The organism is Citrobacter sp. ANG330 (genome assembly GCF_047467925.1).
GTDB classification, from domain to species: Bacteria; Pseudomonadota; Gammaproteobacteria; order Enterobacterales; family Enterobacteriaceae; genus Citrobacter_A; species Citrobacter_A amalonaticus_G.
Genome location: NZ_JASJUI010000003.1, coordinates 85,320 through 109,448, shown reverse-complemented (window position 1 = coordinate 109,448; position 24,129 = coordinate 85,320). Strand labels below are relative to the sequence as shown.

The following is a 24,129-nucleotide window of genomic DNA, read 5'->3' as shown; positions in this document are numbered from 1 at the left end:
GATCTTTCATCAGCCTGAGGATCGTCAGTGTGACGGCTATCACTTTTCTGCCGAATACCTGATGGAATGGTCCAGTAACCTCATGAATAAATGAAAATATTTTTTCCCCTCTGTTCGCCGCTTATTCAGACTGTTCCGGGTTTTCCCGGAGTAATTCCGTACTTCTTCACAACTCTATCCACAGAAAAGGTGAATAAAATCGCCCGGATGGGTGAGTATCTGTTTATAACTTTGTCTTTAACTGTGAGTTATTCAATTGTTATTAGATGCACACCGCCGTAACTCAGTGGTTTACCGTCTGTCAGGAGTGTGAAACAATCATTCTCATATAAGGTTTATGTTGAGGTAGTCCGGTGATTGATGACGATGGCTACCGCCCAAATGTAGGTATCGTAATTTGTAATCGTCAGGGGCAGGTGATGTGGGCCCGGCGGTTTGGTCAGCACTCCTGGCAGTTCCCGCAAGGTGGGATAAACCCAGGAGAATCAGCAGAACAGGCGATGTACCGGGAACTGTTTGAAGAAGTAGGGTTAAGCCGTAAAGATGTGCGGATCCTTGCCTCTACACGCAACTGGTTGCGTTACAAGTTACCAAAACGTTTGGTGCGTTGGGATACAAAGCCGGTGTGTATCGGCCAGAAACAAAAGTGGTTTCTTTTGCAGTTGATGAGCGGGGACGCGGAAATCAATATGCAAACCAGCAGCACGCCTGAGTTCGACGGCTGGCGTTGGGTAAGTTACTGGTACCCGGTCCGGCAAGTGGTTTCATTTAAACGCGATGTCTATCGCAGGGTGATGAAAGAGTTCGCAAGTGTTGTGATGGCGCTTCAGGAAGTGACGCCGAAGCCGCAAAGTACATCTGCTTATCGACGTAAAAGAGGTTAAGCCACGCAAATTATGCTCACCCGCCTGCGCGAAATAGTCGAAAAGGTGGCCAGTGCTCCGCGTCTGAATGAAGCGCTGAATATTCTGGTTACTGACATCTGTCTTGCGATGGATACAGAGGTCTGTTCGGTTTATCTGGCCGATCATGACCGGCGTTGTTATTACCTCATGGCGACGCGGGGACTTAAAAAACCGCGCGGTCGCACTGTCGCACTCGCATTTGATGAAGGTATCGTCGGCCTGGTTGGCAGGCTGGCGGAACCTATCAACCTTGCTGATGCGCAAAAACATCCCAGCTTTAAATACATTCCCTCGGTAAAAGAAGAGCGCTTCCGTGCCTTCCTCGGGGTGCCGATCATTCAGCGCCGTCAGCTGCTGGGCGTTCTCGTTGTGCAGCAGCGCGAACTGCGCCAGTACGATGAAAGCGAAGAATCTTTCCTGGTGACGCTCGCCACGCAGATGGCGGCGATCCTGTCACAATCTCAGCTTACCGCCCTGTTCGGCCAGTATCGGCAGACGCGCATTCGTGCACTGCCAGCGGCGCCGGGTGTTGCGATCGCTGAAGGCTGGCAGGATGCGACGCTGCCGTTGATGGAGCAGGTGTATCAGGCGTCTACGCTGGATCCCGCTCTGGAGCGTGAGCGCCTGACCGGCGCGCTGGAAGAGGCGGCAAATGAATTTCGCCGTTACAGCAAGCGGTTTGCCGCTGGGGCGCAGAAAGAGACGGCCGCGATATTTGATCTCTACTCGCACCTGCTTTCCGATGCCCGCCTGCGACGCGAGCTGTTTGCCGAAGTGGATAAAGGGTCTGTGGCCGAATGGGCGGTCAAAACCATTATCGAAAAGTTTGCCGAACAGTTTGCTTCGCTGAGTGACAACTATCTTAAAGAGCGTGCGGGTGACCTGCGTGCTCTGGGTCAGCGCCTGCTGTTTCATCTCGATGATTCTGTACAAGGACCCAATGCCTGGCCAGAACGCTTCGTGCTGGTGGCTGACGAGCTCTCTGCCACGACGCTGGCGGAGCTGCCGCAGGACCGCCTGGCGGGTGTTGTTGTACGCGACGGGGCGGCCAACTCCCATGCGGCGATTATGGTTCGTGCGCTGGGCATCCCCACCGTGATGGGCGCGGATATCCAGCCGTCGGTGCTGCACCGGCGTACGCTGGTGGTGGATGGCTATCGCGGTGAGCTGCTGGTCGATCCAGAACCGGTACTGATTCAGGAATATCAGCGGCTTATCAGCGAAGAGAATGAACTCAGCCGTCTGGCGGAAGATGACGTCAATTTACCGGCACAGCTTAAAAGCGGTGAGCGGGTGAAGGTCATGCTGAACGCGGGGCTCAGCCCGGAGCATGAAGAAAAGCTGGGCAGTCGTATCGACGGCATTGGTCTGTATCGCACCGAAATTCCCTTCATGCTGCAAAGTGGTTTCCCTTCTGAAGAGGAGCAGGTGGCGCAGTATCAGGGCATGTTGCAGATGTTTAACGACAAGCCGGTGACGTTGCGAACGCTGGACGTTGGCGCGGACAAACAGTTGCCATATATGCCAATCAGTGAGGAGAATCCCTGCCTGGGCTGGCGAGGGATCCGCATCACGCTCGATCAGCCGGAGATCTTCCTGGTCCAGGTGCGTGCGATGCTGCGCGCCAATGCGGCGACGGGCAACCTGAGTATTCTGCTGCCGATGGTAACCAGTATCGATGAGGTGGATGAAGCGCGCCGCCTGATTGAACGTGCCGGGCGTGAAGTGGAAGAGATGATCGGTTACGCGATTCCAAAACCACGGATTGGCATCATGCTGGAAGTGCCGTCGATGGTCTTTATGCTGCCGAATCTGGCAAGTCGCATCGATTTTATCTCCGTCGGGACTAACGATCTGACCCAGTACGTGCTGGCGGTGGATCGCAACAATACGCGTGTGGCCAGCATCTACGACAGCCTGCATCCGGGGATGCTACGTGCGCTGTCGATGATTGCGCAGGAAGCGGAGCGTAGTGGTATCGACCTGCGTCTGTGTGGTGAAATGGCAGGCGATCCGATGTGCGTGGCTCTCCTGATTGGGCTGGGTTTCCGTCATCTCTCAATGAACGGTCGCTCGGTGGCGCGCGTGAAATACCTGCTGCGTCACATTGATTACGAAGAGGCCAAAAACCTTGCCCAGCGTAGCCTCGAGGCGCAACTGGCAACGGAGGTGCGTCATCAGGTAGCGGCGTTTATGGAACGTCGCGGCATGGGTGGTCTGATTCGCGGGGGGTTGTAAAAGCGTTATACAGATCTTTTACATCTTCCCGACAGCCTCACAGAACCTCATATGCTATCATTCGCTCCTTTGGAGCGCCTGTAAGCTGTGGGTGCGCATCTCGCTCGCTGAGTCTTTTCAGCGGAATAACAAGAACTTGTGGTGACAGATGACCAGTAGCTATCTGCATTTTCCGGAATTTGATCCGGTCATTTTCTCAATTGGACCCGTCGCACTTCACTGGTACGGTTTAATGTACCTGGTGGGCTTCATTTTCGCGATGTGGCTGGCGACCCGCCGTGCCAATCGCCCAGGCAGTGGCTGGACCAAAAATGAAGTCGAAAATTTACTCTATGCAGGTTTCCTCGGGGTTTTCCTCGGTGGGCGTATTGGCTACGTGCTGTTCTACAACTTCCCGCTTTTTCTGGATAATCCGCTTTACTTGTTCCGCGTCTGGGACGGAGGTATGTCCTTCCACGGTGGCCTGATTGGTGTGATTCTGGTGATGATTATTTTCGCCAAACGCACGAAGCGCAACTTCTTTCAGGTCTCGGATTTTATTGCGCCGCTGATCCCCTTTGGCCTGGGTGCCGGGCGTCTGGGAAACTTCATTAACGGTGAACTTTGGGGACGTGTCGATCCGAATTTCTCTTACGCCATGTTGTTCCCGGGTTCGCGTACGGAAGATATTCTGCTGCTGCAAACCCACCCGCAGTGGCAATCCATTTTCGATACCTACGGCTCTTTGCCGCGCCATGCGTCTCAGCTTTATGAGATGGCGCTGGAAGGCGTCGTGCTGTTTATCATTCTTAACCTGTTTATTCGTAAACCGCGTCCAATGGGGTCCGTCTCCGGTCTGTTTTTAATTGGCTACGGCGCGTTTCGTATCATTGTTGAATTCTTCCGTCAGCCGGATCAGCAGTTCACCGGTGAATGGGTACAGTACATCAGCATGGGACAGATCCTCTCGATTCCGATGATTGTCGCTGGTGTGATCATGATGGTTTGGGCTTATCGTCGTCGCCCACAGCAACACGTTTCCTGAGGAACCATGAAACAGTATTTAGAACTGATGCAAAAAGTGCTGGATGAAGGCACACAGAAAAACGACCGTACCGGAACCGGAACGCTTTCCATTTTTGGTCATCAGATGCGTTTTAACCTGCAGGAAGGATTCCCGCTGGTGACGACAAAACGTTGCCACTTGCGCTCGATCATCCACGAACTGCTGTGGTTTCTGCAAGGCGACACTAACGTGGCGTATCTGCACGAAAATAACGTCACCATCTGGGACGAATGGGCGGATGAAAACGGCAATCTGGGCCCGGTGTACGGCAAACAGTGGCGTGCCTGGCCGACGCCGGACGGCCGCCACATAGACCAAATCACGACAGTGCTGAATCAGTTGAAAAATGATCCGGATTCACGACGCATTATCGTTTCGGCGTGGAACGTCGGTGAACTGGACAAAATGGCGCTCGCTCCGTGCCACGCATTCTTCCAGTTCTATGTCGCGGACGGCAAGCTTTCTTGCCAGCTGTATCAGCGCTCCTGTGACGTTTTCCTCGGTCTGCCGTTTAACATCGCCAGTTATGCGCTGCTGGTGCATATGATGGCGCAGCAGTGCGATCTGGAAGTAGGCGATTTCGTCTGGACCGGTGGTGACACGCATCTGTACAGCAACCACATGGAGCAGACGCACCTGCAACTGACCCGTGAACCACGCGCGTTACCGAAACTGGTGATCAAACGTAAACCCGATTCCCTCTTTGATTACCGCTTCGAAGATTTTGAAATCGAAGGTTACGACCCGCATCCGGGGATTAAAGCGCCGGTTGCAATCTAAACTGGGATTATCCTGTCATAGCCGACGCCTTTGCGCGTCGGTTTTTTTTATCCAAATTTTGCTTTTTCGGTGCGGGTTCCTGAAATGATGCAACCTGCTGCAACAGAGTAAATTTCTTTCGTAACGCGCCGAAAAACCTGAATTATCGCCTCGTTTTAACTTCCCGACGCGTCATACTGCCGCCATGAATACACAGCAGGGCTATACGCTCATCGAAACGCTGGTCGCGATGCTTATTATTATCAGCCTGAGTGCAACAGGACTCTACGGCTGGCAGCAGTGGCAGCAACAGCAACATCTCTGGCAGACCGCCTGTCAGTTGCGCGATTTCTTGTTGCTGCTACGGGAGGATGCCAACTGGCATAACCGCGATCACGTCATTACCGCCATCAGGGAGGACGCGTCATGGTGTCTTGTCAGTTCGACAGCCTCACGAAATACCTGTGCGCCGCGCTCAGCGCTCGTTTTTGTGCCGCTCTGGCGCGATGTCGACCTCGTCGGGATCACCGCCTCGCTGGCATTTTATGGTCAACGCAATACTGCATGGCCGGGGAATATTCGTCTGAAAAACGCTGCAGGCGAATGGCGGGTGGTGGTTTCGCCCTGGGGACGTATCCGCCTGTGCGAGCGCGACGATACTCAGGGCTGTCGGTGAGTGAAAGCGGTTTTTCTTTGCTTGAGGTGCTGATAGCGATGGCAATCAGTAGCGTACTGTTACTTGGAGCCGCCCGGTTTTTACCAGCATTACAGCGCGATATTTTTCAGCAGACCCGCAAACTCGCTCTGGAGGATGATATGTGGCAGCGGGTGTATACCGTCGCGAAGCACCTTCAACGCGCGGGATATTGTCACGGTAGTTGCAGTGGCGAAGGGATATACATTTCCGATACGGGCCGATGCATCATCGTACAGTGGGACGCCAACGCGAATGGCGTCTGGGAAAATGAGCCGGGGAAAGAGGCTGAACAAACCGGGTTTCGCCTGAATGATAGCGTACTGGAGACGCAGCGCGGTGCGAAAACGTGTAACGGAAAAGGATGGGATAAAATTACTGATCCTGACGTCGTGCAGATTACGGCATTCGAGGTCGTGCGCCAGGATATTGCGGGATTTGCGCCCGAACTGACCTTACACCTGCGGGGCGTCAGTCGGGGGGATCCGCAAACCGTGGCCGACGCTCGCTACAGCGTTACCGGTTTTAATTTATGAGCCGCGAGCGGGGCGTCTCTTCTCTGGCGCTGGTTCTGCTGCTGTTGGTTCTCGGTAGTCTGTTGTTACAGGGCGTTAATCAGCAGCAAAGTAGTTTTGCGTCAAGGGTGGCAATAGAAAGCCAGGCGTTGAAGCACCAGGCTATCGTGCAGTCAGCCATAGAGTGGGGCAGAGTGCAGCAATGGGCGATAAGCGCAAATAAGCCGTGCCGGTACTATGGGGAAGGCAACGTTCCTGTCTGTCTGCGCAGACTCGCCAACAGTCGCGTTTTGCTTATTGCCAGCTATCAGGGAACATCTCTATGGCGAGAAGGCGAACAAAAGGAGGACAGTATCGTTTTTTCTTCTCATGGCTGGAGCGATTTCTGTCCGCTGCGGGAGGCCACACTATGCCAGCTTCCCTGAGCCGTCAGCACGGATTTAGCTTGCCGGAAGTGATACTGGCGATGCTCCTCATGGTGATGGTGGTGACGGCACTTTCCGGGTATCAGCGTGCGCTGATGAACGGTTTTGTCATCAGGAGCCAGTACCTGCAACTCTGGCGGCAGGGCTGGTTGCAGACACAGCTGCGTTCATTTTCGCCACCTGTTAACTGGCAGGTTAACCGAATGCAGACAACGCAGGCGGGATGTGTCAGCATCAGCGTTACGCTATCTTCACCTCAGGGCAGACAGGGGAAAATGACACGTCTGCACTGCCCGAACCGCTAGTTGTCAGGAGTCTCTATGTTAAGGGTCTACCACTCAAACCGTCTGGATGTGCTGGAAGCATTGATGGAGTTTATCGTCGAGCGCGAACGGCTGGACGATCCCTTTGAGCCGGAAATGATTCTGGTACAGAGTACCGGGATGGCGCAGTGGTTACAGATGACCCTTTCGCAGAAGTTTGGTATCGCAGCCAACATAGCGTTTCCCCTTCCGGCAAGTTTTATCTGGGATATGTTCGTACGCGTATTGCCGGAGATCCCTAAGGAGAGCGCCTTCAACAAACAGAGTATGAGCTGGAAGTTGATGACGCTGCTCCCGCAATTGCTGGATCATGACGACTTTACGTTATTACGCCACTATTTGACGGACGATACTGATAAACGGAAGTTGTTCCAGTTGTCGTCCCGCGCAGCGGATCTTTTCGATCAGTATCTGGTGTACCGACCGGAATGGTTGACCCAGTGGGAAGCGGGGCAAACGATCGAAGGTCTGGGAGACGCGCAAAGCTGGCAAGCGCCGCTATGGAAAGCGTTGGTGGAGTACACCGAAGCGTTGGGGCAGCCGCGCTGGCATCGTGCCAATCTCTATCAGCGGTTTATCCAGACCCTGGAGAATGCCAGCTCTTGTCCGCCAGGACTTCCTTCTCGTGTGTTTATCTGTGGGATCTCTGCGTTGCCGCCCGTGTATCTGCAGGCATTGCAGGCGCTTGGCAAACATATCGATATTCATCTCCTCTTTACCAATCCCTGCCGCTACTACTGGGGCGATATCAAAGACCCGGCATATCTTGCAAAACTGCTGGCGCGTCAGCGGCGGCATAGTTTTGAAGATCGCCATTTACCGCTGTTTCGTGATAGTTCGAACGCCGAAAGTTTGTTTAACGGCGATGGCGAACAGGATGTGGGTAACCCGATGCTGGCCTCGTGGGGGAAACTAGGACGCGACTACATTTATCTGCTCTCAGAGCTGGAAAACAGCCAGGAGCTGGATGCGTTTGTCGACGTGACGCCGGATAACCTGCTGCATAACATCCAGGCCGATATCCTTGAGCTGGAAAACCGCGCGGTGGCGGGTGTGGATCTGGAAGAGTATTCCCGCAGCGACAATAAGCGACGCCTTGATCCAAACGACACCAGCATTACCTTTCACGTCTGTCATAGCCCGCAGCGCGAAGTGGAAGTCCTGCACGATCGTCTGCTGGCGATGCTGGAGGCGGACCCAACGCTCACCCCACGTGACATCATCGTGATGGTGGCGGATATCGACAGCTATAGCCCGTTTATTCAGGCCGTCTTTGGCAGCGCCCCTGCGGAGCGTTATCTCCCTTATGCGATATCCGATCGTCGGGCGCGTCAGTCACATCCGGTATTGCAGGCGTTCATCAGCCTGCTGTCACTGCCTGACAGTCGATTTGTCTCTGAAGATGTACTGGCGCTGCTGGATGTTCCGGTGCTCGCGGCGCGCTTCAATATCAGCGAAGAAGGACTGCGCTACCTGCGGTTGTGGGTCAATGAATCGGGCATTCGCTGGGGCATTGACGACGATAACGTGCGCGAACTGGAACTTCCAGCAACGGGGCAACATACGTGGCAGTTTGGCCTGACGCGCATGCTGCTGGGCTACGCCATGGAAAGTGCGCAGGGCGAATGGCAGTCCGTTCTGCCTTACGATGAGTCCAGCGGGCTCATCGCCGAACTGGTTGGGCATCTGGCGTCGTTACTGATGCAGCTTAATCTCTGGCGTCGTGGCCTGGCACAAGAACGTCCACTGGAAGAGTGGCTGCCGGTGTGTCGTGAGATGCTCAACGACTTCTTCCTGCCGGATACAGAAACCGAGGCGGCCATGACGCTGATCGAGCAGCAGTGGCAGGCGATAATCGATGAAGGGTTAAAGGCTGAGTATGACGACGCGGTCCCGCTATCGCTTCTGCGCGACGAACTGGCACAACGGTTGGATCAGGAGCGGATCAGTCAGCGCTTTTTAGCCGGACCGGTGAATATCTGTACGCTGATGCCGATGCGTTCTATTCCTTTTAAGGTTGTCTGTCTGCTGGGAATGAACGATGGCGTGTATCCACGCCAGCTTGCCCCGCTCGGCTTTGATCTCATGAGCCAGAAACCCATGCGCGGGGATCGTAGCCGTCGTGATGATGACCGTTATCTGTTCCTTGAAGCCCTCATTTCTGCCCAACAGTCGCTGTACATCAGCTACATCGGGCGCTCAATCCAGGATAACAGCGAACGATTTCCTTCCGTGCTGGTGCAGGAACTGCTCGATTACATCGGACAAAGCCACTATTTGCCGGGTGACGAAGCATTGAGCAGCGACGAGAGCGAGAAACGGGTGAAATCGCATATCGCCCGCCTGCATACCCGTATGCCATTCGATGCGCAAAATTTCTTGCCCGGTGAACAGCAGAGCTACGCCAGCGAGTGGCTACCGGCGGCGAGCCGCAGCGGAGAGGCTCACAGTGATTTTGTGCAGCCGTTAGCCTTTGACATGCCAGAGACGCTGAGTCTGGAAACACTACAGCGCTTTTGGGCGCATCCAGTGCGGGCGTTTTTCCAGCAGCGCTTGCAGGTAAATTTCCGCGCCGAAGAGAGTGAGATCCCGGACACCGAACCGTTTACGCTGGAAGGGCTGACCCGTTATCAGCTTAATCAGCAGTTGCTGAATACGCTGGTTGAGCAAGAGGATGCCGAACGTCTGTTCCGGCGCTTCCGTGCAGCGGGGGATCTTCCGTATGGGGCTTATGGTGAAATCCTCTGGGAAGCTCAGCATCAGGAAATGCAGGCACTGGCGGACAGGATTGTGGCCTGCCGTCAGCCAGGCCAAAGCCTGGAGGTCGATCTGCACTGCAACGGCGTACAGTTGACCGGCTGGCTGCCACAGGTGCAGGAAGATGGTCTTTTGCGCTGGCGGCCTTCGTTAATCAGCATTTCACAAGGTGTGCAACTTTGGCTCGAACACCTTGTCTATTGTGCCTGCGGCGGAAAAGGTGAAAGCCGGCTGTTTTTGCGAAAAGACGGAGAGTGGCGCTTCCCACCGCTGGAGCAAGAGCTGGCATTGGGTTATCTGGCGCAACTGATTGACGGGTATCGCGAAGGGATGTCCGCACCGCTGCTGGTGCTTCCGGAAAGCGGTGGTGCGTGGATAAAAACCTGTTATGACGCGGTAAATGATGCCATGTTAGATGACGATGATACGCGACAAAAAGCCCGCGTGAAGTTTATGCAGGCTTACGAAGGCAACATGGTCGTACGTGGCGAAGGTGAGGATATCTGGTATCAGCGCCTGTGGCGGCAGCTGGATTCAGAAACCTTTGAGGCCATAATTTTGCAGTCACAACGTTACCTGCTTCCGCTTTTCAGATTTAATCAGTCGTGATGATTGTATAAAAATTGCGCAATTTTTATGCTTCCTTTATGATGCGTTGCCCTGTTCAGAGAAGCATCCAATGTGTCTTTGCGCAGAAAGAAAGTTAATGATGAGGTTCTTGAATGCCCAGCAGCACCTGGTTCAAAGCGTTACTGTTGTTGGTCGCCTTTTGGGCGCCCTTAAGTCAGGCAAACACCGGTTGGCAGCCTGTTGCGGAAACCATCCGTAAAAGCGATAAAGATACCCGCCAGTATCAGGCCATTCGTCTGGATAATGGCATGGTGGTATTACTGGTCTCCGACCCGCAGGCGGTGAAATCGCTTTCTGCGCTGGTGGTGCCCGTGGGGTCGCTGGAAGATCCGGATGCGCATCAGGGACTGGCGCATTATCTTGAACACATGTGTCTGATGGGATCAAAAAAATATCCACAGGCCGACAGCCTTGCGGAATACCTCAAATTGCACGGCGGCAGTCATAATGCCAGCACCGCGCCTTACCGTACGGCGTTTTATCTGGAAGTGGAAAACGATGCGCTTACCGGTGCCGTTGATCGCCTGGCCGATGCGATTGCTGAGCCGCTGCTGGATAAAAAGTATGCCGACCGTGAACGCAACGCGGTAAACGCTGAACTGACGATGGCGCGCACCCGTGACGGGATGCGAATGGCGCAGGTGAGTGCGGAAACCATCAACCCGGCTCACCCCGGTTCACGTTTTTCCGGCGGCAACCTGGAAACCTTAAGCGACAAACCGGGTAACCCGGTACAACAGGCGTTGCGCGATTTTCATAGCAAGTATTACTCCGCCAACCTGATGAAAGCGGTTATTTACAGCAATAAGCCGTTGCCGGAACTGGCAAAGATTGCTGCAAATACCTTCGGTCGGGTGTCAAACAAGAATATCGAAAAGCCGGAAATTACCGTGCCGGTTGTCACTGATGCGCAGAAGGGCGTCATTATCCATTACGTGCCTGCGATGCCGCGTAAAGTGCTGCGCGTTGAGTTTCGCATCGACAACAACAGCGCACAGTTTCGCAGTAAAACCGACGAGCTGATCACCTATCTGATAGGCAACCGTAGTCCGGGTACGCTTTCTGACTGGCTGCAAAAACAAGGGCTGGTGGAAGGCATTCGCGCAGACTCCGATCCGGTGGTCAACGGTAACAGCGGTGTGTTAGCCATTTCTGCTACTCTGACCGATAAAGGCCTGGCGAACCGCGAAGAGGTGGTTGCGGCTATTTTCAGCTATCTCAATTTGTTACGCGAAAAGGGCGTGGATAAACGTTACTTTGACGAACTGTCGCATGTCCTTGATCTCGACTTCCGTTATCCGTCGATTACCCGTGATATGGACTACGTCGAATGGCTGGCGGATACCATGATCCGCGTGCCGGTGGCGCATACCCTGGACGCGGTGAACATTGCCGATCAATACGATGCGAAAGCGATTAACGCGCGTCTGGCGATGATGACGCCGCAAAATGCGCGTATCTGGTACATCAGCCCGAAAGAGCCGCACAACAAGACCGCTTATTTTGTTGATGCTCCTTATCAGGTCAATAAAATCAGCGAGCAGACCTTTAGTGACTGGCAGAAAAAAGCGCAGGATATTGCGCTGACGCTGCCGGAGTTGAACCCCTATATTCCTGACGATTTCACACTGATTAAACCGGAAAAGAAATATGACCGTCCGGCGTTAATTGTGGATGAGCCTGGGCTGCGCGTGGTGTACGCGCCGAGCCAACATTTTGCCAGCGAGCCAAAAGCGGACGTGAGCGTCATCCTGCGTAATCCGCAGGCGATGGACAGCGCTAAAAATCAGGTCATGTTTGCACTGAATGACTATCTGGCGGGGATTGCGCTCGACCAGTTAAGTAACCAGGCGGCAGTGGGCGGCATCGGTTTTTCAACCAATGCCAACAATGGGTTAATGCTCAATGCCGACGGCTATACGCAGCGTCTGCCGCAGCTTTTTCAGGCGTTGCTTGAAGGTTATTTCAGCTACACCGCAACCGAAGAGCAGCTTGAGCAGGCGAAATCCTGGTATAGCCAGATGATGGATTCCGCCGAGAAAGGGAAAGCCTACGAGCAGGCGATAATGCCGGTACAGATGATCTCTCAGGTGCCCTATTTCTCTCGCGACGAGCGGCGTGCGCTCCTGCCATCGATTACCCTGCAAGAGGTGATGGCCTACCGTGAGGCGTTAAAATCGGGCGCTCGTCCGGAGTTTCTGGCCGTTGGCAACATGAGCGAAGCGCAGGTCACGACGATGGCGCGGGATATCCAGAAGCAACTGGGCGCGAACGGTGCCGAATGGTGTCGCAACAAAGATGTGCGGGTGGATAAGCAGCAGTCGGTTATTTTTGAAAAAGCGGGCAGCAGCACCGACTCTGCGCTGGCGGCGGTCTTTGTGCCCACGGGATATGATGAGTATGCCAGCGCGGCCTACAGCGCTATGCTGGGCCAGATTGTCCAGCCGTGGTTCTACAATCAACTGCGAACGGAAGAGCAGTTAGGGTATGCGGTTTTCGCCTTCCCAATGAGCATTGGACGTCAGTGGGGAATGGGCTTCCTGCTGCAAAGCAGCGATAAACAGCCGTCGTATCTCTGGGATCGCTACAAAGCGTTTTTCCCCACGGCGGAGGCGAAACTGCGGACGATGAAACCGGAAGAGTTTGCCCAGATTAAGCAAGCTATGGTCGCGCAAATGTTACAGGCACCGCAAACGCTGGGCGAAGAGGCTTCGAAATTAAGCAAAGATTTCGATCGCGGTAATATGCGTTTCGATTCACGTGATAAAATTGTGGCTCAGATAAAACAGCTGACGCCGCAACAACTTGCTGATTTTTTCCATCAGGCGGTGGTTGAGCCGCAAGGCATGGCGGTACTGTCGCAGATTTCCGGCGGTCAAAACGGGAAACCACAGTATGTGCACCCGCAAGGCTGGAAAGTATGGGACAACGTCAGCGCGTTGCAGCAAACTTTGCCCCTGGTGAGAGAAGAGAATGAATGATGTCGCCGAGTCCCTTGATCCCCTGCGCTTGCCCCTCACGGGCGAGCGCCTGATTGAAGCTTCTGCGGGCACCGGCAAAACCTTTACTATTGCGGCGCTCTATCTGCGTCTGCTCCTCGGGCTTGGCGGTTCCTGCGCCTTTCCCCGTCCCCTGACCGTTGAAGAACTTCTGGTGGTGACCTTTACCGAGGCCGCCACCGAAGAGTTGCGCGGACGTATCCGCAGTAATATTCATGAGCTGCGTATCGCCTGCCTGCGCGAGTCGTCTGACAACCCCCTTTATGCCCGTCTGCTGGACGAAATCGACGATAAAAAGCAGGCGGCGCAATGGTTGCTGCTCGCCGAAAGACAGATGGATGAGGCGGCGGTTTTCACCATTCACGGTTTTTGTCAGCGTATGTTAAGCCTGAACGCCTTTGAATCAGGCATGTTGTTTGAGCAACAGTTGATCGAAGATGAATCGCTGCTGCGCTACCAGGCCTGCGCGGATTTCTGGCGTCGTCACTGTTACCCCCTGCCGCGTGAAATTGCCCAGGTGGTGTTTGAAACGTGGAAAGGGCCGCAGGCGCTGCTGGCGGATATTAACCGTTACCTGCAAGGGGAGGCGCCGGTCATTAAAGCGCCGCCGCCGGACGACGAAACGCTGGCATCCCGTCATCAACAGATCGTGCAGCGAATCAACGCGCTTAAGCAACAGTGGTGTGACGCGGTGGGTGAGCTGGAAGGGGTGATGGAAGCTTCAGACATTGATCGGCGTAAATTCAACCGTGGCAATCAGGGCAAATGGATCGAGAAGATCAGCGCCTGGGCGCAGGAAGAGACGCTAAGCTACCAGTTGCCAGAGGCGCTGGAGAAATTTTCTCAGCGTTTTCTTGAAGCGCGCACAAAAGAAGGCGGCGTAGTGCCACAGCATCCGCTGTTTGTTGCAATTGATGAATTGCTGGCGGAACCGCTGACCCTCAGAGATCTGGTGATCACGCGTGCGCTGACGGAGATCCGTGAGACGGTGGCGAAAGAAAAACGTCGTCGGGGTGAGCTGGGATTTGACGACATGCTCAGTCGGCTGGATGCCGCGCTGCGCAGTGAAAGTGGCGACGCGCTGGCGGCGGCGATCCGTACCCGCTTCCCGGTGGCAATGATCGATGAGTTTCAGGATACCGATCCGCAGCAGTACCGCATTTTTCGACGCATCTGGCAGCATCAGCCAGACACCGCGCTGTTATTGATTGGCGATCCGAAACAGGCGATCTACGCGTTCCGTGGCGCAGACATCTTTACCTATATGAAGGCTCGCAGTGAGGTCAGCGCGCACTATACCCTCGACACCAACTGGCGTTCCGCACCGGGCATGGTAAACAGCGTCAACAGGCTCTTCGGCCTGATGGACGAGGCCTTCATGTTCCGCGACATCCCCTTCCAGCCGGTGAAATACGCCGATAAAAATCAGTCGCTACGTTTTGAATTTCATGGCGAAACTCAGCCCGCAATGACGATGTGGCTGATGGAAGGGGAAAGCTGCGGTGTCGGGGATTATCAAAGCTATATGGCGCAAGTGTGCGCCGCGCAGATCCGTGATTGGCTGAATGCCGGATTGAACGGCGAGGCGATGCTTATCAGTGGTCGCGAGGCGCGTCCGGTGAGCGCGGCGGATATCAGCGTGCTGGTGCGTAGCCGCCAGGAAGCCGCGCTGGTGCGCGACGCGCTGACGCTGCTGGCGATTCCGTCCGTCTATCTTTCCAATCGCGACAGCGTGTTTGAAACGCTGGAAGCGCAGGAAATGCTCTGGGTTTTGCAGGCAGTAATGAATCCAGAAAAAGAAAACACCCTGCGCAGCGCACTGGCGACCTCCATGATGGGCCTCAACGCGCGTGACATTGAAATGCTCAACGACAATGAAAATGCATGGGATCGGGTTGTCGAAGAATTTGTCGGCTACCGCCAGATTTGGCAGAAACGGGGCGTGATGCCGATGCTGCGTGCGCTGATGTCGGCGCGAAAGATTGCGGAAAACCTGCTGGCGACGGCGGGGGGCGAACGTCGCCTGACCGATATTTTGCATATCAGCGAGCTATTGCAGGAGGCGGCTTCGCAACTGGAAAGCGAGCACGCGCTGGTGCGCTGGTTGTCACAGCATATTCTTGAGCCCGACAGCAATGCCTCCAGCCAGCAAATGCGTCTGGAAAGCGACAAGCATCTGGTGCAGATCGTCACCATTCATAAATCGAAAGGGCTGGAATATCCGCTGGTCTGGCTGCCGTTTATCACGAATTTTCGCGTTCAGGATCAGGCGTTTTATCACGACCGTAACTCGTTTGACGCGGTCCTGGATCTGAGCGAGGCGGACGAAAGTGTGGCGCTGGCGGAAGCCGAACGGCTGGCGGAAGATCTGCGCTTACTGTACGTCGCGCTGACCCGTTCGGTCTGGCATTGCAGTCTCGGCGTCGCCCCTCTGGTGCGTCGACGTGGCGATAAAAAAGGCGCGACCGATGTGCATCAGAGCGCGCTGGGGCGTCTGCTGCAAAAGGGGGAGCCAATGGATGCCGCCGGACTACGTACGGCGATAGAGGCGGTTTGCGATGAGAACATCGTCTGTCGTATCCCGGAAGCGACCCGTAGCGAGCCGTTGCCCACCGCCAGCGTGAGCGAGGCGTCGCTGAGTGCCCGACGGGTACAACGAACGCCGGGCGACAACTGGCGGGTGACCAGTTATTCCGGTCTGCAACAGCGTGGTCACGGCATTGCGCAGGATCTCATGCCTCGACTGGACATTGATGCGACAGGCGTCGGTGAGGTGGTTGAGGAGCCGGAACTGACCCCACACCAGTTTCCGCGCGGCGCGTCGCCTGGTACTTTCTTACACAGCCTGTTTGAAGATCTCGATTTTACCCAACCGGTCGAGGCTGACTGGGTGCAGGAGAAACTGGAGCTTAGTGGCTATGACGCTTGTTGGGAACCCGTCATCACCGCGTGGCTGACCGCTATTCTCCATGCACCACTCAATGAGACCGGCGTCAGCCTGAGCCAGCTTTCTGCGCGTGAAAAACAGGTTGAGATGGAGTTTTATCTGCCGATTAGCCAACCGCTTATCGCGGAGAAACTGGATGCGCTGATCCGTCAGTTTGACCCGCTATCGGCAGGCTGTCCGCCGCTGGAATTCGCCCAGGTGCGTGGGATGCTGAAAGGTTTTATCGATCTGGTATTTCGTCATGACGGGCGCTATTACCTGCTGGATTACAAATCGAACTGGCTGGGCGACAACAGCTCGGCCTATACCCCAGAGGCGATGGCGGCAGCCATGCAGGCGCATCGCTACGATTTGCAGTATCAGCTCTACACCCTCGCGCTGCACCGGTATTTACGCTATCGCATTGCGGATTACGATTATGAACGCCACTTTGGCGGCGTGATTTATCTGTTCCTGCGCGGCGTGGACAGCAAACAGCCGCAGCAGGGGATTTATACCACCCGCCCGGCGGGTGAGTTGATTAGCCGGATGGACGAGATGTTTGCCGGTGTGGAACTGGAGGACGCATCATGACGCTACAGAAGCGATTGCTGGAAGTCGTCGAGCAGAAGCAACTGCGCCCTCTGGATGCGCAATTCGCGCTGGCGGTGACCGGCGAACATGAACCTGCCGTAACGCTGGCAGCGGCGTTACTCAGCCGGGATGCCGGAGAAGGGCACGTCTGTTTACCGCTTTCACAACTGGCGCTGAACGCGGATAATCCCCCTTTCTATATTTCATGCCTCAGTGACATTGGCGAACCCGCGAACTGGGAAGAATGCCTGCTCGCATCGGATGCCGTCAGCTTTGGGGAGCGGCCATCGCCGATGATCCTGCACGGCGATCGGTTGTATCTGAACCGTATGTGGTGCAATGAGCGGACGGTGGCCCGCTTTTTTAGCGAGGTGAACCGGCCCGTAGAGATGGATGAAGCGCTACTGACGCAAACGCTGGAAGCGCTGTTTCCGACGACGGATGAGATTAACTGGCAAAAAGTTGCCGCGGCGGTCGCGCTGACCCGCCGTATATCGGTGATTTCCGGTGGGCCGGGTACGGGGAAGACGACGACCGTGGCAAGACTGCTGGCGGCGTTGATCCAGATGGCGGAAGGCGAGCGTTGCCGTATTCGTCTGGCGGCCCCGACGGGCAAAGCCGCCGCGCGTCTGACGGAGTCGTTAGGCAAGGCATTACGCCAGCTGCCGCTGACGAATGAACAAAAGAAACGTATCCCGGAGGAGGCCAGCACCCTGCACCGGCTGCTGGGCGCTCAGCCTGGTAGTCAGCGTTTACGTCATCACGCGGGCAACCCGCTACATCTGGATGTGCTGGTGGTGGATGAGGCGTCGATGATTGATCTGCCGATGATGTCGCGCCTGATCGATGCCTTGCCGTCGCACGGACGCGTTATTTTCCTCGGCGATCGCGATCAGCTAGCCTCGGTCGAGGCGGGGGCGGTGCTGGGTGACATTTGTGCGTGGGTGAATGCGGGCTATACCTCTGAACGGGCGCAGCAACTGGCTCGCCTGACAGGGACGCCCGTTCCGGCAGGTACCGGCAATGACGCAGCCACGCTGCGGGACTGTCTCTGCCTGTTGCAAAAAAGCTACCGTTTTGGCAGTGACTCCGGTATTGGACAACTGGCTGCAGCAATTAACCGTGGCGATAAGGCCGCGATCAACAGCATTTTCCAGCAGGGCTTCAGCGATATCGATAAACGGACTCTGGAGAGCAATGAAGACTACACCGCCATGCTGGAAGACGCCCTGACGGGCTACGAACACTATCTGACGTTGCTTCAGGCGCGCGCGGAGCCTGCGTTAATCATTCAGGCTTTCAATGAGTTCCAGTTGCTTTGCGCGCTGCGCGAAGGGCCGTTTGGCGTGAGCGGACTGAATGAACGTATCGAGCTGGCAATGCAGCAAAAGCGTAAAATTCATCGTCAGCCCCATTCGCGCTGGTATGAAGGTCGGCCAGTGATGATTGCCCGCAACGACAGCGCGTTGGGCCTGTTTAACGGTGATATTGGGATTGCGCTCGATCGTGGGCAAGGATTAAGGGTCTGGTTTGCGATGCCGGATGGCAGCATTAAATCTGTACAGCCCAGCCGCCTGCCTGAACATGAAACCACCTGGGCGATGACGGTGCACAAATCACAGGGTTCGGAGTTCGATCACGCGGCGCTGGTATTACCCACGCAGCGCACGCCAGTGGTGACAAGGGAACTGGTATACACCGCCATTACCCGCGCACGACGCCGCCTGTCGTTATATGCCGATGAGCGCATACTTGGCAGTGCGATTGCCACCCGAACCGAACGACGCAGTGGGTTGTCGACGCTGTTTAAATGACAGGTGCCGGATGGCGTTTTCGCCGCCATCCGGCAATGCGATAGTGTCTAACCCAGATCCGCCATCAGCACTTTCGATTTTCGCTGATAGTTGTACATCTCTTTTTTGCTTTCCGGCAGCAGGTCGATATCCACCGGTGTGAAGCCGCGTTCCTGGAACCAGTGGATGCTGCGGGTCGTCAGGACGAACAGCTTGCTGAGACCAATCTGCTTCGCCTGGGCGGCGATCCGCTCCAGTAGCACTTCTCCGCGCGAAGAGCTGCGATAGTCAGGATGCACCGCCACACAGGCCATTTCGCCGATTTTTTCTTCCGGGAAGGGGTACAGTGCCGCGCAGGCGATGGTCATGTTATCACGCTGGATAATAGTGAATTTATCGATCTCCATCTCCAGTTGTTCACGTGAACGACGCACCAGAATACCCTGCTGTTCCAGCGGGCGGATCAGCTCCAGGATCCCGCCGATATCGTTAATGGTAGCGCGGCGAATCTGCTCGGCGCTCTCCATCACAATTTGCGTTCCGATGCCGTCACGGGAGAATAACTCCTGTAACAGCGCGCCATCTTCCTGATAGCTGATCAGGTGGCAGCGACGAACGCCGCTGCGACAGGCTTTCACCGCGCCACGCAGAAACCGCACGGTGCCCGAGTTGTAATCGCCTTTTTCTTCCTGTGCTTCTACACGCGCCTGCGCTTCGTTCGGGAACAATTCGGAGACGATATCGCCATCGTCGTTGGTCACTCCCTGCGAAGAGCAAAAGCCGATCATCTTTTCAGCTTTCAGCTTGATCGCCAGCTGTGTGGCGATCTCTTCCGAGGTCAGGTTAAAGCTTTCGCCTGTGACAGATACCGCGACGGGCCCCATCAGCACAATGGCGCCGCTGTCCAGTTGACGATGGATCGCCTCTTCATCGATACGACGGATACGCCCGCTGTGGCAGTAATCCACGCCGTCATCAACGCCCAGCGGCTGCGCAATGATAAAGTTACCGCTAACCACGTTGATATGCGCGCCCTGCAGCGGTGTATTGTTCAGGCTCATCGACAGGCGAGCGGTGATATCCAGTTGTAACGTTCCCGCCGCCTGCTTTACCAGCTCCAGCGTTTTGGCGTCGGTGACGCGGGTATTTTTGTGATACATCGGTTCATGATGATGAGTGACGAGGTTAGCGTCGATTTGCGGACGTGCGCCATAGACCACCACAAGCCGTATGCCGAGGCTGTGAAGAAGCCCAATGTCGTTGACAATGCTGGAAAAGTTTTCATGCTCAATGGCTTCGCCGCCGAGCATAATGACAAACGTTTTTCCCCGATGGGTATTGATATAGGGAACAGAATGGCGAAATCCCTGTACCAGTTCGGTTCTACGTTCCTTCACCACGGCATATCCTCATTGCATGATTATTCGTAATTAATGTATTTTTATTCTGTTTTATCGCCGCGTGCAAGTGCAAATTTTAATCCAGACGAAGTTTTTACTCAGTAATACCGTGAATACAATAACAATGTTTACCCTTTTATAGATGACAGATTATGCGTCTTTCGCTAAAGTTCCCGGTCAATTTAGATGTTTACTATCACATCACCATTACGTTTTATTTTGCTCGGGAGAAGCATGTCGGGATCCAATCCACCTATTAGCCGCCGTCGTTTACTGCAAGGGGCAGGCGCCATGTGGCTATTGAGCGTCAGTCAGGTCGGACTGGCAGCGGCCAGTCAGGTCGGACTGGCAGCGGCCAGTCAGGTCGTTGCGGTTCGTGTTTGGCCTGCATCCAGTTACACCCGTGTGACGGTGGAATCGAATCAACAGCTGAAGTACAAACAGTTTGCGCTGAGCAATCCTGAACGCGTGGTGGTGGATATTGAAGGTGTGAACCTGAATTCTGTGTTGAAAGGCATGGCAGCGCAGATTCGTCCCGACGATCCTTTTATCAAATCGGCACGCGTGGGGCAGTTCGATCCGCAGACTGTACGCATGGTGTTTGAACTGAAGCAAAACGTGAAGCCGCAGCTGTTTGCGCTGGCACCGGTGGCGGGCTTTAAAGAGCGTCTGGTGATGGATCTTTATCCTGCTAATGCGCAGGATATGCAGGATCCGCTGCTGGCCTTGCTGGAAGATTACAACCGGGGCGATCTCGATAAGCAGGTTCCGCCTGCGCAGAGCGGCCCGCAGCCAGGCAAAGCCGGGCGCGATCGGCCGATTGTTATCATGCTCGATCCGGGACACGGTGGTGAAGACTCCGGCGCGGTGGGGAAATACCATACGCGTGAGAAAGATGTGGTGTTGCAGATCGCCAGACGACTGCGCGCCTTAATCGAGAAAGAAGGCAACATGAAGGTCTACATGACGCGAAATGAAGATATTTTCATTCCGCTGAAGGTGCGCGTGGCGAAAGCCCAGAAGCAGCGGGCTGACCTGTTTGTCTCCATTCATGCGGATGCGTTCACCAGTCGCCAGCCCAGCGGTTCATCCGTTTTTGCGCTGTCGACCAAAGGGGCGACCAGTACGGCGGCGAAATATCTGGCGCAAACCCAGAACGCCTCGGATTTGATCGGCGGCGTGAGTAAAAGCGGTGACCGCTACGTCGATCACACCATGTTCGATATGGTGCAGTCGCTGACCATTGCCGATAGCCTGAAGTTTGGTAAAGCGGTGCTCAACAAGCTCGGCAAAATTAATAATCTGCATAAAAATCAGGTGGAACAGGCGGGGTTTGCAGTGCTGAAAGCACCGGATATTCCGTCGATTCTCGTCGAAACGGCGTTTATCAGTAACATCGAAGAAGAACGGAAGCTGAAAACGGCCACCTTCCAGCAGGAAGTGGCGGAGTCGATACTGGCAGGGATCAAAGCGTACTTCGCCGATGGGGCGACGCTGGCGAGAAGAGGATAATAAAAAAGCGCTGAAAAGCGCTTTTTTTACGGACCGCGGAAACAAAAAAACACCCGTTAAGGTGTTTAGTATTGGTTGCGGGGGCCGGATTTGAACCGACGACCTTCGGGTTATGAGCCCGACGAGCTACCAGGCTGCTCCACCCCGCGTCCGTCTTTCTGCTTCGCGTTTCAAACTGCTTTGCAGAATTATACACTGCGTCAAAATTTGATTGGTTGCGGGGGCCGGATTTGAACCGACGACCTTCGGGTTATGAGCCCGACGAGCTACCAGGCTGCTCCACCCCGCGTCCGTCTTTCTGCTGCGCATTTTAAACTGCTTTGCGAAAGCTTTACTGCATCAAATTTTAATTGGTTGCGGGGGCCGGATTTGAACCGACGACCTTCGGGTTATGAGCCCGACGAGCTACCAGGCTGCTCCACCCCGCGTCCGTGGATGCGCACTATACTCTGCTAACATTTTCATGCAACCCTTTTTTCACCTGGATCACGGTTTCGGGATGAAAATGAACAAAAACAAGGCATTTCCGTTTAAATAATGTGCAAAATTTGCGTCAGGGCAGCGGTGCTCGTTTCATTAGCGGGCCGGGTTTGTTATCTTCATTGCGCATGATTTACAGCTAAAAGAAGAGAACAATGAAAGGACGTTGGGTCAGTTACCTTCTCATGGGCGCGGTAGTTGCAATGCTGACTGCCTGTTCCTCTAAACCAACCGATCGTGGACAGCAGTATAAAGACGGGAAGTTTACCCAGCCTTTCTCACTGGTGAACCAGCCGGATGCGATCGGCGCACCGATCAACGCCGGCGATTTTGCCGAGCAGGTCAATCAGATCCGCAGCGCTTCTCCGCGCTTGTACGGTAACCAGAGCAACGTTTATAACGCTGTGCAGGAGTGGCTGCGCTCTGGCGGCGATACGCGCACCATGCGCCAGTTTGGACTCGACGCCTGGCAGATGGAAGGTGCAGATAACTACGGTAACGTGCAGTTTACCGGTTACTACACGCCGGTTATCCAGGCGCGCCATACGCGTCAGGGCGAATTCCAGTACCCTATCTATCGCATGCCGCCGAAACGGGGACGCTTGCCATCCCGCGCGGAGATTTACGTGGGCGCACTGAGCGAGAACTACATTCTGGCGTACAGCAACTCCCTGATGGATAACTTCATCATGGACGTGCAGGGCAGCGGTTATATCGATTTTGGTGACGGCTCTCCGTTGAACTTCTTTAGCTATGCCGGGAAAAACGGCCATGCCTATCGCAGTATCGGCAAAGTGCTTATCGATCGCGGCGAAGTGAAGAAAGAAGATATGTCGATGCAGGCGATTCGCCATTGGGGTGAAACGCACAGCGAAGCAGAAGTCCGCGAACTGCTTGAACAAAACCCGTCGTTTGTCTTCTTTAAACCGCAATCTTTTGCCCCGGTGAAAGGCGCCAGTGCGGTACCGCTGATTGGCCGCGCCTCTGTCGCGTCCGATCGCAGTATTATCCCGGCGGGCACTACTCTGCTGGCAGAAGTGCCGCTGCTGGACAATAACGGGAAATTTAACGGCCAGTATGAGCTGCGTCTGATGGTGGCGCTGGATGTCGGTGGGGCGATTAAAGGTCAGCACTTTGACATCTATCAGGGGATCGGACCGGACGCCGGACACCGTGCAGGCTGGTATAATCATTATGGTCGCGTATGGGTGCTGAAGAGTGCGCCGGGCGCAGGTAACGTGTTCAGCGGCTAGTTGCCGGATGGCGCGTTGCTTATCGGCCGCCATCAGGCCGTCATACCGTTCGATATTAATGAATTTGAGGTGTTATGTCTGTGGTTATCAGTGATGCCTGGCGTCAGCGTTTTGGCGGCACCGCGCGTCTGTATGGTGAGAAAGCGTTACAGCTTTTTGCCGATGCGCATATCTGCGTGGTTGGGATCGGCGGTGTCGGTTCCTGGGCGGCAGAAGCCCTGGCGCGCACCGGAGTTGGCGCGATTACGCTTATTGATATGGATGATGTTTGCGTGACCAACACCAACCGCCAGATTCATGCCCTGCGCGACACTGTCGGGCTGGCGAAGGCGGAGGTGATGACCGGGCGTATTCGCCAGATCAACCCTGAGTGCCGGGTGACCGTGGTTGATGATTTTGTGACGCCGGATAACGTCGCAGATTATATGAGCGCGGGTTTTAGCTATGTGATTGACGCCATTGACAGCGTGCGGCCCAAAGCGGCGCTGATTTCGTACTGTCGACGCAATAAGATCCCGCTGGTGACCACCGGTGGTGCAGGCGGGCAGATCGATCCAACCCAGATTCAGGTCGTTGACCTGGCGAAAACGATTCAGGATCCGCTGGCGGCGAAACTGCGTGAACGGCTGAAAAGCGATTTTGGCGTCGTAAAAAACAGCAAAGGCAAGCTGGGCGTCGACTGCGTGTTTTCCACGGAAGCATTGGTGTATCCACAATCTGATGGCAGTGTGTGCGCCATGAAGGCGACGGCAGAAGGGCCAAAACGGATGGACTGCGCGTCGGGGTTCGGCGCGGCCACGATGGTCACCGCCACGTTCGGTTTTGTGGCGGTTTCTCATGCGTTGAAAAAGATGATGGCAAAAGCGGCGCGTCAGGGCTGA

General features: G+C 55.1%; 16 protein-coding genes and 3 tRNA genes. 15 read left to right on the top strand and 4 right to left on the bottom strand.

Annotated features, from left to right (window positions below; translation table 11 throughout):
• The first annotated feature begins 353 nt into the window (after positions 1-353).
• From rppH to recD, 12 genes are all read left to right on the top strand, one after another.
• Positions 354-884 (top strand): RNA pyrophosphohydrolase, encoded by a 531-nt coding sequence (rppH, locus tag QNN88_RS08840; protein WP_414239892.1) that lies wholly within the window; start codon positions 354-356, stop codon positions 882-884.
• A gap of 12 nt (positions 885-896) precedes the next feature.
• A complete protein-coding gene (gene ptsP, locus QNN88_RS08835; RefSeq protein ID WP_414239891.1) occupies positions 897-3,143 on the top strand; it encodes a phosphoenolpyruvate--protein phosphotransferase in 2,247 nt (748 codons plus the stop codon).
• A 148-nt stretch (positions 3,144-3,291) separates the two neighbouring features.
• Entirely contained in the window at positions 3,292-4,167 is an 876-nt protein-coding gene (lgt, locus tag QNN88_RS08830; RefSeq protein ID WP_414239890.1) for a prolipoprotein diacylglyceryl transferase, read from the top strand.
• A gap of 6 nt (positions 4,168-4,173) precedes the next feature.
• Positions 4,174-4,968: a thymidylate synthase gene (gene thyA, locus QNN88_RS08825; RefSeq protein ID WP_061075182.1), complete on the top strand. Its 795-nt coding sequence runs from the start codon at positions 4,174-4,176 to the stop codon at positions 4,966-4,968.
• A 184-nt stretch (positions 4,969-5,152) separates the two neighbouring features.
• On the top strand, positions 5,153-5,623 hold the full coding sequence (locus tag QNN88_RS08820; RefSeq protein WP_414239889.1) for a prepilin peptidase-dependent protein: 471 nt from the start codon (positions 5,153-5,155) through the stop codon (positions 5,621-5,623).
• Positions 5,614-6,177, top strand: coding sequence for a prepilin peptidase-dependent protein (locus QNN88_RS08815; protein WP_414240224.1), 564 nt, complete (start codon positions 5,614-5,616; stop codon positions 6,175-6,177). The genes QNN88_RS08820 and QNN88_RS08815 overlap by 10 nt, the downstream gene beginning before the upstream one ends.
• Entirely contained in the window at positions 6,174-6,581 is a 408-nt protein-coding gene (locus QNN88_RS08810) for a DUF2509 family protein (RefSeq protein ID WP_414239888.1), read from the top strand. Before QNN88_RS08815 ends, QNN88_RS08810 begins: the two co-directional genes overlap by 4 nt.
• The gene (locus QNN88_RS08805) at positions 6,566-6,886 is read left to right on the top strand and encodes a prepilin-type N-terminal cleavage/methylation domain-containing protein (RefSeq protein ID WP_414239887.1); all 321 of its coding nucleotides are present in this window, start codon (positions 6,566-6,568) and stop codon (positions 6,884-6,886) included. The genes QNN88_RS08810 and QNN88_RS08805 overlap by 16 nt, the downstream gene beginning before the upstream one ends.
• A gap of 15 nt (positions 6,887-6,901) precedes the next feature.
• The gene (gene recC / locus QNN88_RS08800; protein WP_414239886.1) at positions 6,902-10,270 is read left to right on the top strand and encodes an exodeoxyribonuclease V subunit gamma; all 3,369 of its coding nucleotides are present in this window, start codon (positions 6,902-6,904) and stop codon (positions 10,268-10,270) included.
• Positions 10,271-10,383: 113 nt separating this feature from the next.
• The gene (gene ptrA, locus QNN88_RS08795) at positions 10,384-13,272 is read left to right on the top strand and encodes a pitrilysin (RefSeq protein WP_414239885.1); all 2,889 of its coding nucleotides are present in this window, start codon (positions 10,384-10,386) and stop codon (positions 13,270-13,272) included.
• A complete protein-coding gene (recB, locus tag QNN88_RS08790; RefSeq protein WP_414239884.1) occupies positions 13,265-16,810 on the top strand; it encodes an exodeoxyribonuclease V subunit beta in 3,546 nt (1,181 codons plus the stop codon). Before ptrA ends, recB begins: the two co-directional genes overlap by 8 nt.
• Complete coding sequence (gene recD, locus QNN88_RS08785) at positions 16,807-18,624, top strand: exodeoxyribonuclease V subunit alpha (protein WP_414239883.1); 1,818 nt, start codon at positions 16,807-16,809, stop codon at positions 18,622-18,624. The genes recB and recD overlap by 4 nt, the downstream gene beginning before the upstream one ends.
• A gap of 47 nt (positions 18,625-18,671) precedes the next feature.
• Here recD and argA read toward each other — a convergent pair whose 3' ends face one another.
• On the bottom strand, positions 18,672-20,003 hold the full coding sequence (gene argA / locus QNN88_RS08780) for an amino-acid N-acetyltransferase (protein WP_042322440.1): 1,332 nt from the start codon (positions 20,001-20,003) through the stop codon (positions 18,672-18,674).
• Between the two features lie 234 nt (positions 20,004-20,237).
• Between argA and amiC the strand changes: the two genes are divergently transcribed.
• Positions 20,238-21,515 (top strand): N-acetylmuramoyl-L-alanine amidase AmiC, encoded by a 1,278-nt coding sequence (gene amiC / locus QNN88_RS08775; RefSeq protein WP_414239882.1) that lies wholly within the window; start codon positions 20,238-20,240, stop codon positions 21,513-21,515.
• A gap of 72 nt (positions 21,516-21,587) precedes the next feature.
• Here amiC and QNN88_RS08770 read toward each other — a convergent pair.
• The 3 genes from QNN88_RS08770 to QNN88_RS08760 all read right to left on the bottom strand — a co-directional run bounded on the left by QNN88_RS08770 (position 21,588) and on the right by QNN88_RS08760 (position 21,943).
• Positions 21,588-21,664: transfer RNA gene (locus QNN88_RS08770), tRNA-Met, on the bottom strand.
• A gap of 63 nt (positions 21,665-21,727) precedes the next feature.
• Positions 21,728-21,804, bottom strand: a tRNA-Met gene (locus QNN88_RS08765).
• A 62-nt stretch (positions 21,805-21,866) separates the two neighbouring features.
• A tRNA-Met gene (locus QNN88_RS08760) sits at positions 21,867-21,943 on the bottom strand.
• 207 nt (positions 21,944-22,150) lie between these two features.
• On the opposite strand from QNN88_RS08760, the gene mltA reads away from it, so the two are divergent.
• Together mltA and tcdA are read left to right on the top strand one after the other, a co-directional pair.
• Positions 22,151-23,248: a murein transglycosylase A gene (gene mltA, locus QNN88_RS08755; RefSeq protein WP_414239881.1), complete on the top strand. Its 1,098-nt coding sequence runs from the start codon at positions 22,151-22,153 to the stop codon at positions 23,246-23,248.
• 74 nt (positions 23,249-23,322) lie between these two features.
• Positions 23,323-24,129: a tRNA cyclic N6-threonylcarbamoyladenosine(37) synthase TcdA gene (gene tcdA / locus QNN88_RS08750; protein WP_414239880.1), complete on the top strand. Its 807-nt coding sequence runs from the start codon at positions 23,323-23,325 to the stop codon at positions 24,127-24,129.

What these genes read in the sequence shown, in the direction of transcription:
- ptsP (WP_414239891.1), top strand. Translation starts at nt 897, where the DNA reads ATGCTCACCCGCCTGCGCGAAATAGTCGAAAAGGTGGCCAGTGCTCCG.
- recC (WP_414239886.1), top strand. Translation starts at nt 6,902, where the DNA reads ATGTTAAGGGTCTACCACTCAAACCGTCTGGATGTGCTGGAAGCATTG.
- QNN88_RS08805 (WP_414239887.1), top strand. Translation starts at nt 6,566, where the DNA reads ATGCCAGCTTCCCTGAGCCGTCAGCACGGATTTAGCTTGCCGGAAGTG.
- amiC (WP_414239882.1), top strand. Translation starts at nt 20,238, where the DNA reads ATGTCGGGATCCAATCCACCTATTAGCCGCCGTCGTTTACTGCAAGGG.
- mltA (WP_414239881.1), top strand. Translation starts at nt 22,151, where the DNA reads ATGAAAGGACGTTGGGTCAGTTACCTTCTCATGGGCGCGGTAGTTGCA.
- recD (WP_414239883.1), top strand. Translation starts at nt 16,807, where the DNA reads ATGACGCTACAGAAGCGATTGCTGGAAGTCGTCGAGCAGAAGCAACTG.
- thyA (WP_061075182.1), top strand. Translation starts at nt 4,174, where the DNA reads ATGAAACAGTATTTAGAACTGATGCAAAAAGTGCTGGATGAAGGCACA.
- QNN88_RS08810 (WP_414239888.1), top strand. Translation starts at nt 6,174, where the DNA reads ATGAGCCGCGAGCGGGGCGTCTCTTCTCTGGCGCTGGTTCTGCTGCTG.
- tcdA (WP_414239880.1), top strand. Translation starts at nt 23,323, where the DNA reads ATGTCTGTGGTTATCAGTGATGCCTGGCGTCAGCGTTTTGGCGGCACC.
- lgt (WP_414239890.1), top strand. Translation starts at nt 3,292, where the DNA reads ATGACCAGTAGCTATCTGCATTTTCCGGAATTTGATCCGGTCATTTTC.
- ptrA (WP_414239885.1), top strand. Translation starts at nt 10,384, where the DNA reads ATGCCCAGCAGCACCTGGTTCAAAGCGTTACTGTTGTTGGTCGCCTTT.
- recB (WP_414239884.1), top strand. Translation starts at nt 13,265, where the DNA reads ATGAATGATGTCGCCGAGTCCCTTGATCCCCTGCGCTTGCCCCTCACG.
- QNN88_RS08820 (WP_414239889.1), top strand. Translation starts at nt 5,153, where the DNA reads ATGAATACACAGCAGGGCTATACGCTCATCGAAACGCTGGTCGCGATG.